The organism is Daejeonella sp., from assembly GCF_017495225.1.
Classification (GTDB): domain Bacteria; phylum Bacteroidota; class Bacteroidia; order Sphingobacteriales; family Sphingobacteriaceae; genus Daejeonella.
Genome location: NZ_JAFEIG010000031.1, coordinates 1 through 13,269 on the forward strand (window position 1 = coordinate 1; position 13,269 = coordinate 13,269).

Below are 13,269 nucleotides of genomic sequence, written 5' to 3' on the forward strand. Positions count from 1 at the left end.
ACACCAGTAGCTTCCTCGCCATTTGTTAAGCCATCGCTATCGCAATCGGCATTAGACCAATTATCATTTACCTTATCAAGATCAAAACTTGCCAACAAATAATCACAAACATCTTGTGGACCAGTCCCGTTTAAGATTTCTTTAGCATTATTTATTCCATCCCCATCACAATCCAACGCAGACCATTGAGTATAGGCTGTGCTACCTGAAAGCGGAGCAACAGCATAAGAACAAGGATCATTTGGATCAGTATTGTTTGTTGCTTCAGTCTCGTTTGTTTCTCCATCCCCATCACAATCTGCAGCCAGCCAAATAGGATTACTCGTATCTGGAATTGCCCCAGGAGCATGTGCACAAGGATCTAAAGGATTCGTATTATTTATTACCTCTTGACCATTGGTGGTCCCATCACCATCACAATCGGCATTGCTCCAAGCGGTACTTGGCGTAATATCTTGATTATCTATATTAAAGCTACATGGGTCGTCTGGATCAGTGCTATCCAAAAGTTCTAGGAAGTCCATTACCCCATCACCATCCGTATCCACAGGGCTTACAGTAAGGTTTAGTGTTGCATTTGCTGTAACAGTTCCGTCGGTAAACTCATAAGTTGCCGCTGGAACGGAACCATAATAATTTGTAGCAGGTGTAAAGGTAAAGCTGCCATCTGTATTGATGAATAAAGTCCCCTTTCCAACAATTGTAGCGGTAGAACCTGCCGTAAACGTTTCAGCATTACCATCACCATCGGTATCGATGCTAAATTCAGTAATTGTTAAAACATCGCCATCCACATCCGTTTCATTGGTCAATACATTACCACTAGCGTCGGTATTTTGAGGGGTAGCAATCGTTTCATTTTGTAAGATTGGTGCATCATTCACTGGACTCACATCAATGCTTAAGGAGCCAGGCACAGTTGATTCGCCATCAGTTACATTATAGCCAATTAAAGGCAGGATACCATTATAATTTGGAACTGGAGTAAAGGTGAATGTCCCATCGGCATTCACTACAAGCGTTCCTATCCCCGCTAGACTTACTGTTTGTCCTGCAGGATAAGTTTGCCCTCCAACCGTAAAATTAGTAACAGTTAAATCATCACCTTCCGCATCGGTATCATTTGATAATACATTTCCTGTGGCTACTGCATCTTCAAGGATACTGATTGTCTCATTCTTAACGATAGGTGCATCATTAACTGGAGTGATGGTTATCGTTAAGCCTGAAGTGCTTGATCCTCCATTTCCATCAGAAACAGTATAAGTAATTGGAGGCACAGCAGCATTATAATTAGGTTCAGGTGTGAAAATATAGTCGCCATCTCCTTTTATTATAATTGAACCTACATTAGGGATTTCAACTATTGTTCCTGCCGAATAGTTTACTCCATTAATAGCAAATTGTGTAACTGTAAGGTTATCGCCATCAATATCTGTATCATTTGACAATACATTACCATTGGCGATTGTACCCTCATCAATTGTTTGAGTATCTGCTGTTGGGACAGGATTATCATTTACTGCCGTGATGCTTAGACTTAATGTTGCTGTAGCAGACAATGCACCATCACTTACTGTATAAGTAATTACCGGAACTGTTCCATTGTAATTTTCTTCAGGTTCGAAAGTATAAGTCCCATCAGAGTTAACAGTAATTGTACCTGCATTGGCAATAGTAGTTGTACCAGAAGCTCCTGTTGGGATTGTAATCGTCTGACCATTAACCTCAAAGCTAGTCAGGCTCAATGTACCGCCATCAATATCGCTATCATTAGTCAAGACAGTGCCTGTAAGATCTGTATCTTCCAGACCAGTTTTGCTATCATTTACAGCTGCTGGCGCATCATTCACTGGAGTAATGCTAATCGTTAAAGAACTTGTCGCTGTTCCACCATCCGCATCTGTTAAAGTATAATTTATCGCTGGTACAGTCCCGTTATAATTCGCATTTGGAGTGAATTCATAAGTACCATTCGCATTGACAATAATTGTTCCAACACCAGCAATAGTGGCTGTGGTGCCTGCTGGGAAGGTAGAAGTTGTAGTGCCAATGGTGAAAGAGAACTCAGTCACTTTTAAATCAGCATTCGCTGTTTCTACATCCGAATCATTTGCTAAAACATTACCAGTAGCTTTTGTATCCTCATTGATTGTTTGAGTATCTGCTGTTGGAACAGGATTATCATTTACTGCCGTGATGCTCAGACTTAGCGTAGCTGTGCTGCTTCCTCCTTGTCCGTCGCTTAGCGTATAAGTAATTGCTGGGACTGCCCCATTATAATTAGCTACAGGCACGAAGGTGTAAGTCCCATCTGAATTGATGGTAATTGAACCTACATTGGCAATAGTAGTGGTACCAGAAGCTCCTGTTGGGATTGTAATCGTCTGACCATTAACCTCAAAGCTAGTCACACTCAATGTACCGCCATCAATATCGTTATCATTAGTCAAGACAGTGCCTGTAAGATCTGCATCTTCCAGACCAGTTTTGCTATCATTTACAGCCGCTGGCGCATCATTAACTGGAGTGATGCTAATCGTCAAAGAACTTGTTGCTGTTGCACCATCCGCATCTGTTAGGATGTAATTTATCGCTGGTACAGTCCCGTTATAATTCGCATTTGGAGTGAATTCATAAGTACCATTCGCATTGACAATAATTGTTCCAACACCAGCAATAGTGGCTGTGGTGCCTGCTGGGAAGGTAGAAGTTGTAGTGCCAATGGTGAAAGAGAACTCAGTCACTTTTAAATCAGCATTCGCTGTTTCTACATCCGAATCATTTGCTAAAACATTACCAGTAGCTTTTGTATCCTCATTGATTGTTTGAGTATCTGCTGTTGGAACAGGATTATCATTTACTGCCGTGATGCTCAGACTTAGCGTAGCTGTGCTGCTTCCTCCTTGTCCGTCGCTTAGCGTATAAGTAATTACCGGAACAGTTCCATTATAGTTGGCTACAGGCACGAAGGTGTAAGTCCCATCCGAATTGATGGTAATCGTACCTACATCTTGGATTGTAGCATCACCAGAAGAATTTGGAGCGATTGTAATCGTCTGACCATCCACTAGGAATGAAGTCACGCTCAATGTACCGCCATCAATATCGCTATCATTAGTCAAGACAGTACCTGTAAGATCTGCATCTTCCAGACCAGTTTTGCTATCATTTACAGCCGCTGGCGCATCATTAACTGGAGTGATGCTTATTGTTAAAGAACTTGTTGCTGTTGCACCATCTTCATCTGTTAGGATATAATTTATGGCTGGTACAGTCCCGTTATAATTCTCATTTGGAGTGAATTCATAAGTACCATCCGCATTAACAACAACGGTACCAACACCAGCAATAGTGGCTGTGGTGCCTGCTGGGAAGGTAGAAGTTGTAGTGCCAATGGTGAAAGAGAACTCAGTCACTTTTAAATCAGCATTCGCTGTTTCTACATCCGAATCATTTGCTAAAACATTACCAGTAGCTTTTGTATCCTCATTGATTGTTTGAGTATCTGCTGTTGGAACAGGATTATCATTTACTGCCGTGATGCTCAGACTTAGCGTAGCTGTGCTGCTTCCTCCTTGTCCGTCGCTTAGCGTATAAGTAATTACCGGAACAGTTCCATTATAGTTGGCTACAGGCACGAAGGTGTAAGTCCCATCCGAATTGATGGTAATCGTACCTACATCTTGGATTGTAGCATCACCAGAAGAATTTGGAGCGATTGTAATCGTCTGACCATCCACTAGGAATGAAGTCACACTCAATGTACCGCCATCAGTATCGCTATCATTAGTCAAGACAGTGCCGGTAAGATCTGCATCTTCCAGACCAGTTTTGCTATCATTTACAGCTGCTGGCGCATCATTAACTGGAGTGATTGTAATATTTATGGCACTGTTTGCTGTTCCACCATCCTCATCTGTTAAGATGTAATTTATAGCTGGTACAGTCCCGTTATAATTCACATTTGGAGTGAATTCATAAGTACCATCCGCATTGACAACAACGGTACCAACACCAGCAATAGTGGCTGTGGTGCCTGCTGGGAAGGTAGAAGTTGTAGTGCCAATGGTGAAAGAGAACTCAGTCACTTTTAAATCAGCATTCGCTGTTTCTACATCCGAATCATTTGCTAAAACATTACCAGTAGCTTTTGTATCCTCATTGATTGTTTGAGTATCTGCTGTTGGAACAGGATTATCATTTACTGCATTGATCTTAATTGACAAAGTTCCAGTATTTGAAGCTCCTTGTCCGTCGATTACCGTATAAGAAAGCACCGGCACCAGACCATCATAATTTGAGGCAGGAGTAAATGTATACGAACCAGTAGCGCTAATCTGGAAGGTTCCAACACCATCAATTGTGGCTGTAGTTGGAGTTCCAGGAACAACTGGAATAGTTTGTCCATCAACAGAAATTGAAGTTATACTTAATGTACCTCCGTCAATATCAGAGTCATTTGCTAATAATAAACCACTTGCTGGTACATCTTCAGCGATGATTTTTTGCTCATTTACAACAATTGGCTGATCATTTACGGCTGAAACAATAATATCTAATTTACTTGTAGCTGTTCCACCAGTATTATCGCTAAGGGTATAATTTATAGTTGGAACAGTCCCGCTATAATTAGCATTAGGTGTAAAGATGTATGAACCATTAACATTAACCACAATCGTACCTACATTCGGAATGGTGGCTGTGGTACCTGCAGGGAAAGAAGTATTTGTTCCGCCTATCAAGAATGAGAAGTCTGTAACTTTTAGATCAGCTTTTGCTGTTTCAACATCCGAATCATTGGTCAATACATTGCCTGAATCTACAGCATCTTCATTAATAGTATTACTATCGGCAATAGCAGTAGGACTATCATTTACCGCAGTTATGGCTAATCTAAGCGTAGCAGTAGTGCTTGCAGTACCATCGCTTAATGTATATGTAATTACCGGTACTGTACCATGATAATTAGCTAGTGGAGTGAAGGTATAAGTCCCATCAGAATTAATGGTAATTGTACCTACATCAGTAATTGTAGCTGAACCAGAAGCGCTTGGAGCAATAGTAATCGTCTGACCATCAACGGTAAAGCTAGTTACAGTCAAGGTACTGTTATCGATATCACTATCATTAGCTAATACATTTCCAGAAAGAGTAGAATCTTCTAAGCCTGTCTGACTATCATTGCTGGCTACTGGGGCATCATTTACCGCATTAACCGTAAGAATTAAGGTGCTTGTAGCTGTTCCACCATTGCCATCGCTTAGCGTGTAAGTGATAGTTGGTACCGTACCATTATAATTGGCATTTGGTATAAATTCATAATCACCATTCGCATCAATTTGGATAGTTCCTACCCCTGCAATGCTCACTGCGGCACCTGTATTATAAACTACACCATTGATAGTAAATTGACTAACTGTTAAAGTATTGCCATCGATATCCGAATCAGCAGTGTCATCAGTCAATAAATTACCTGTTTTATTAGCATCATCCTCATCAAGCGTATTGGTATTTGGCTGAGCAACTGGATTATCATTTACTGGACTAATAGCAATATTTAAGCTTGCTGTTGCGCTTCCTTGAGGAGTATTGTCTGTTGCGGTATAAGTAATGGTTGGTACAGCTCCATTATAATTTAATGCTGGAGTGAAGGTAAAATCACCATTTTCTTCAATTACAATAGTCCCTTTGCCAGGAATTGTTGCTGTTTGACCAGCTGTAAAGGTTCCGGTAATCCCACTAATGGTAAACTCTGAAACTTCAATGCTATCCCCATCAGGATCGCTATCATTCAATAAAACATTTCCTGATATTGGCGTATCCTCAGGCGTAACAATATTTTCGTCGTTTACTGCTACTGGGTCATCATTTACTGCGATAATGGTAATAGCTAAAATTGCGCTTGCTTGACCTCCATCATTATCGCTTAGAGTATAAGAAATATTTGGTACCGTGCCATTCCAATTAGAATTTGGTTTAAATTCATAATCACCATCCGCATCAATTTTGATAGTTCCTACCCCAGGAATAGTTGCTAAAGTTCCCGCTGGATAAGTATACGTTATTGCATTTACAGTAAATGAGAATTGCGTAAGTTCTAATATTGTATTTAGATCAAGGTCTGAATCGTTCAAAATAACATTATCTGTTAAGATATTATCCTCATCCACAGACTTGGTATCATTTACCGCAACAGGATCTCTATTTACTGGAGCCACATAAATATCAAGGGTTGCTATATCTATTCCGCCATTACCATCGCTAATAGTGTATGTGATAATTGGCACATCACCTGAGTATTGATCTCCTGTCGTTCCATCTCCATTCACATCTACTGAAGGAACAAAAGTAAATTGGCCATTAGTATTTAAGGTGATTGTTCCCACTCCTGGGATAGTCACTGGTGTATTGCCAGCTGTAAAAGTACCAGTAATACCTGCTATTGTAAATTGAGTAAGCGTTAATGCGTCGCCTTCTAAATCAGAATCATTGGTCAGAACATTTGCACTCACACTAACAGCTGCATTAGTTACAGCAATATCATCTGTTGCCGTAGGAGCATCATTAACCGCCGTAACTGAAATATCAATTAGCGCTGTAGCAGAGCCACCATTATTATCGCTGATGGTATAGAAAATATCTGGCACATCGCCTACATAATTTAATGCTGGTGTAAATGTATATGTTCCATCTGCATTAACTTTAACTGTTCCAATACCTGGGATGCTCGCGAGATCGCCAACATTATATGAAGTTGTACCAATTTTAAATTGTGTAACCGTTAAAGTATTGCCATCAACATCTGTATCATTTGTTAAAACATTGCCAGAAATCACAGTGTCTTCAGTAGCATTGACCACATTATTAACTGCTATTGGAGCATCATTTACTGGAGTAACCGTAAGATTTAATATCCCAGAATCTGTATCAGAGCCATCACTTAAGGTATAAGTAATTGCAGGTACAGTACCATTATAATTTAATGCTGGCGTGAAGGTAAATGTACCATCGGCATTTATTTTGATAGTACCCGCAGGAATAGTTTCTGTAACACCGATAACAAATGGGCCAGACAAACCTGCTATACTATAGCCTGTAATGGTAATTGCTGAGCCTTCAACATCGCTATCATTTGTTTTTATATTTCCGTTAATGATAGCATCTTCTGAACCTATAAAGCTATCATCAACAGCTATTGGTGCGTCATTTACGGCAATCATTGTGATTTTCAAATCGCCTGTATCTGTGCCACCATTTGCATCGCTAACTGTATAATTAACCACTGGGACTACACCTGCATAATTTAAGGCAGGCGTGAAGGTATAGCTACCATCGGTGTTGACTACAAGTGTACCCACACCAGGGATACTTGCCGTTGTACCGGCATTATAAGAAACACCATCAATGGTAAATTGTGTAACTGTTAAGCTATTTCCATCTATATCGGTATCGTTTGTTAAGATGTTAGCAGTTAAAGGCGTATCTTCTGTAGCGTTTACAATGTCATCCACTGCAAGTGGAGCATCATTTGCTGCCGTAACCGTGATATCTAAAATACCAGTGTCTGTTGCATTACCGTCTGATACAGTATAAATAATATCAGGAACAGAGCCACTGTAATTTGCTGCAGGGGTGAAAGTAAATGAGCCATTCACATTCATTTGAATAGTTCCAACACCCGCCACTGTGATTGTACCGCCAGTGCCCGAAACCACATTTACTGTTTCAGTACCAAATGTGATTGAACTCACTACAATTGGATTTCCCTCTACATCGCTGTCGTTGCTAAGTAAGTTTCCTGTAAGCGGAGCATCCTCTGCAACCGTAAAAATATCATCTACAGCAGCTGGAGCATCATTAACTGCGGCAACATTAATATCAATTAGACCTGTATCTGTCCCGCCATTTGCATCATTTACTTCATAAGTAATATCCGGCACATCGCCATTAAAGTTCAATGCAGGACTGAAAGTAAAGTCGCCATTCTCATTTACGATGATTGTACCTACTCCAGGGATATTAGCAGTTACACCCACATTGTAAGACACCCCATTAATAGTAAATTGAGTGACTTTCAATGTATTTAAATCCGTATCGGTATCATTTGAAAGCACATTACCTGAGATTGGAGTATCCTCAGTAGCAAGAATCACATCATCCGTAACTTGAGGAACATCATTCACTTCGGTTAAGATCAATGTCAAACTTCCTTCATCAGTCAGAGTACCATCTGTTACTGTATAAGTTACCAATGGCACTGTACCATTATAATTTGGTAGAGGAGTGAAAGTAAAGTCGCCATTTGCGCCGATAACAATTGAGCCTACTCCTAGTATTGTTGCTGTCTGTCCAGCATTAAAATTACCTGAAACACCTGCAACAGTAAATTTAGTTAAGGTTAAAGAACTAGCCTCAACATCACTATCATTCGCCAAAACATTTCCTGTAAGCTGCGCGTCTTCCAATCCGACAAAACTATCATCTGCCGCAGAAGGGGCATCATTCACAGCTAAGATTGTAATATCTAACAATCCAGTATCTGTTCCACCATTGCCATCAGTGATCGCATAAGTAATATCAGGAACAGCACCTGTATAATTTAATGCCGGTGTGAAAGTATAGCTTCCATCAGCTTTGACTTCTACCGTACCTACGCCAGGAATACTTGCCGTTGCTCCTGCATTATAACTAGTTCCGTTGATGGTGAAAGTAGAAACTGTTAAAGTATTGCCATCGATATCCGAATCATCAGTACCATCAGTTAATACATTACCTGTTAGCGGAGTATCTTCTGTAGCGTTTACTACTTCATCAACCGCTAAGGGAGCATCATTTACAGCGGTAACTGTAAGATTTAATGCGCCCGTATCTGTTAAAGTTCCATCACTTAAAGTATAAGTAATTGCCGGAACAGTACCAGTATAATTTGCTAATGGCGTGAAGGTAAATGTACCGTCAGTATTTAGTCTGATGGTACCTACATTAGGGATAGTTTGATCCGTATTTAAGTCGAAAGGACCCGTTACACCTGCAATGCTAAAGCCTGTAAGCGTAATTGCTGGTCCGTCGATATCGCTATCATTTGTCAGCACATTTCCAGTGATTGGAGCATCTTCCGCGCCAGTTAAACTATCATCTGCTGCTAAAGGAGCATCATTTACAGCTAAGATTGTAATATCTAATAATCCTGTATCTGTGCCACCATTACCATCAGTGATCGCATAAGTAATATCAGGAACAGCACCTGTATAATTTAAGGCAGGTGTGAAAGTATAGCTTCCATCAGCTTTGACTTCTACCGTACCTACGCCAGGAATACTTGCCGTTGTGCCTGCATTATAACTTGTACCATTAATGGTAAAGGTGCTAACCGTTAAAGTTGTATTTAAATCAACATCAGTATCGTTTGTTAATACATTACCTGTTAGCGGACTATCTTCTGTAGCGTTTACTGCCTCATCAACCGCTAAGGGAGCATCATTTACAGCAGTTACTGTAAGATTTAATGCGCCTGTATCTGTAGCCGTTCCATCACTTAGAGTATAAGTTATTGCCGGAACAGTACCATTATAATTTGCTACTGGGGTAAAGGTAAATGTACCGTCAGCATTTATTTTGATAGTACCCACTCCTAGAATGCTTGTTGAGCCTCCATTTGTTGGATCGACAGGAACAGTAATTCCTCCAACAACAAAATGAGTCACTTTTAGCGCATCACCATCCACATCGCTATCATTTGTGAGCACATTTCCAGTGATTGGAGCATCTTCTGCGCCAGTTAAACTATCATCTGCTGCTAAAGGAGCATCGTTCACAGCTGTGATTGTAATATCTAATAATCCTGTATCTGTTCCACCATTGCCATCAGTAATAGCATAAGTAATATCTGGAACAGCACCTGTATAATTTAAGGCAGGTGTGAAAGTATAGCTTCCATCAGCTTTGACTTCTACCGTACCTACGCCAGGAATACTTGCCGTTGTGCCTGCATTATAACTTGTACCATTAATGGTAAAGGTGCTAACCGTTAAAGTTGTATTTAAATCAACATCAGTATCGTTTGTTAATACATTACCTGTTAGCGGACTATCTTCTGTAGCGTTTACTGCCTCATCAACCGCTAAGGGAGCATCATTTACAGCAGTTACTGTAAGATTTAATGCGCCTGTATCTGTAGCCGTTCCATCACTTAGAGTATAAGTTATTGCCGGAACAGTACCATTATAATTTGCTACTGGGGTAAAGGTAAATGTACCGTCAGCATTTATTTTGATAGTACCCACTCCTAGAATGCTTGTTGAGCCTCCATTTGTTGGATCGACAGGAACAGTAATTCCTCCAACAACAAAATGAGTCACTTTTAGCGCATCACCATCCACATCGCTATCATTTGTGAGCACATTTCCAGTGATTGGAGCATCTTCCGCGCCAGTCAAGCTATCATCCGCCGCTAAAGGTGCGTCATTTACGTTTGTAACGCTCAGGGTTAAACTATTGCTAGCTGTTCCACCATTTCCGTCGCTCAGAGTGAAAGTCGCGACCGGGACCGCCCCAACGTACCCTAAGACAGGCGTAAAGGTATAGGAACCATTGGCATTCATGATCAAGGTACCTTTGCCAGGGATTATTGCAGTTTGGCCTACATTATAGGTGGCGCCATTAACAGTGAAAGTACTTAGGCTTAAGGTATTACCTTCTGTATCGCTTGAGTTCCCGGTTAAAACATTACCCGAAACGGCCGTGTTTTGAGGGGTGCCTTCAACAACGCTACCTACTGTTGGAGCATCATTTACTGGTGTTAGCGTCAGACTTAATGTACCTGAATCTGTACCATTATTAGCATCTATTGCTGTATAATCAATACTTGGAATAGGACCATTATAATTTAAATCCGGTGTAAAGGTAAAAGTACCATTTGTATTGATCACGATAGTACCAACACCACTAATAGTAGCTAAATCACCTGCGTTATAAATTGTTCCATTGATACTGAAGGTAGTCAGTGTTAATAAGGACCCTCCAGAGCCGCTATCATTGGTAAATACACTCGCTGTTAGCGGAGTATCTTCCACAGCCGCAAAACTATCATCCACAATGGTAGGTAAGAAACCGATAATAAGACGAGCTGAGTTAGAAGTAACAGCACCACACACATAATTCGATTGTGAAATATTTAATCGGAAACGATGCCCTTGCATTGCGGAGCTCACTGAGGCCACCGTCAAGCTTGTGGTATTTGCACCAGAATAAGCTCCGGTATTATTCACATTGTTCCAGGTAGCACCACCATCGGTACTTATTTGCCATTGATAGCTTGTTGTTCCGGAGCCTGCTGTTAGTGTAGCTGCAAAGACCGCATTTTCTGTGACTTGCACCGTTTGATTTATCGGTTGAGCAGTTATGGTACTTGCCAAACCAGCTGTGCTAACATTTGCATTTGTAGCAGGATAGCTTGCTCCAATTACTGTACCATTCGCGTTTACTGCTGGCGGATTTCCATTACCGTAGTACAAATTCCCATCTGTACCTTGCGCCGTTGTATTGTTGTATGCTTCGTTGGCATCGGAGCAACCATCGTTGTCTGAATCTAGATCTAAATGGTTTGGAATTCCGTCGTTATCTGTATCAATATCCGTACAAGAAGTAAGAATAACTTTAACATCATCTATGAAATTACCAACAGTAGCGCCACCAACTGATGAAACAGTTCCAATAACAAAATACGTATCAGTTTGACCTACAGGAACAGTATAAGTACCAGAATAGCTTCCCCAAGCAGTAGTGCCATCCGACATGAGTGCCACTTGTGTTGCACCTTGAATAGATGAACCAATATTCACTGAAGCAACATCTACCCCTTGGCGCCCTCTATGCTTAACCGACCAAGTAATTTCATCACCTGGGTTAACATTAATCTTTTGGTACAAAGAAGACACATAATATGCATTCAATTCTACAAATTGATTCCCCTCGGCAGAAGGGACACCGTATGCACCATTAACCCACATTTCCATGGTCTGGTCTGCAGCAGTAGTTTTCCAACCCACCATATTAGCATTAGTTGGGAAACCTATTCCTGTTGGCAATTCAAAGCCACCATTTATAATTACAGAACTATTAGGACAATTTTGTTCACCCGTATCCAATATCCCATCATTATCATCATCCAAATCGAAAATATCAGGTACGCCATCCCCATCGGTATCGGTACACGCATTGATGGTACGAACGAGGGCATAATCTGCATAAGTTGAGGTATAGTTAACTGTACCAGCAGTTGTGCCTTCGTAATTATTGAGTAGACCATTATCATTGCTATCATCACCATTAGGATAAATGCTAGTACTCTTTGCCGTAGTTGAACTACCTGCTTCGATAGCATCGGCACAACCGTCACCGTCTGAGTCGAGGTCTAATGAATTGATAATTCCATCATTATCCAAATCACAACTAACAGTAATCATTGGGATGTTTGAGAAATTCCAGCTAGCTGTTGGCAAGCTCGAGTAAGGGCCAACAAAATAACTATTGGTATTGTTGTTGAAAGAACCTCCAACAGTTTGAGGTGTCCAAGAACCTACAATAGTAAACTCGCCTGAAACTGTACTTGCCTCATCAATCACATAGGTATTAGTACCATTTGTGAGTAGCATGGCATCTGCCACGGCATAAGTACCTATAGTATTGGCATTGGGAGCTAGTCTAACAACAATTTTATTTTGAGCATTAGGCTGAATATTTGAAGCTACTAATTTCCATGTCGACAAGCCATTTGATGTAAAATTATTAGGAGCAACACCTTGAGTACGTTGATCTAATAAAACAGTTTGAGTGGTAGCACCCGTAATTATGACAGGAATATTTTGAGCCCAGCTACCATCTGCACGGTTATGAGTGTATAGTCTGTAACCTGGAGGTGGCGGACATTCATCGGTATCTAGGACACCATCATTATCATCATCTAGGTCAAAAATATTCCCTATTCCATCTCCATCGGTATCCAAACAAGCATTAATTGTGGTATTTAATGCGTAATTGCTATAAGTTGACGTATAATTAATTGTTCCGGCAGTCGCAGCTTCGTATACATTCAACAAACCATTTCCATTGGTGTCTGTTCCTGTTGGGTAAACCGTTGTACTAGTTGCTGTTGTTGAACTACTTGCTTCAATGGCATCTGAACAACCGTCTTTATCCGAGTCAAGGTCTAGGCGGTTAGGAATTCCATCTGTATCGGTATCAATGTCTTGACAAACAGTTTGTGCT

The 13,269-nt window shown here is 40.7% G+C and carries 1 protein-coding gene (only partly in view); it reads right to left on the minus strand.

Annotated features, from left to right (window positions below; translation table 11 throughout):
• On the minus strand, nt 1-13,269 hold part of the coding region annotated (locus QZ136_RS11460; protein WP_291403637.1) for an Ig-like domain-containing protein (this coding region is incomplete at its 3' end). 18,692 nt of the annotated region lie beyond the right edge of the window; 13,269 of 31,961 annotated nt are visible.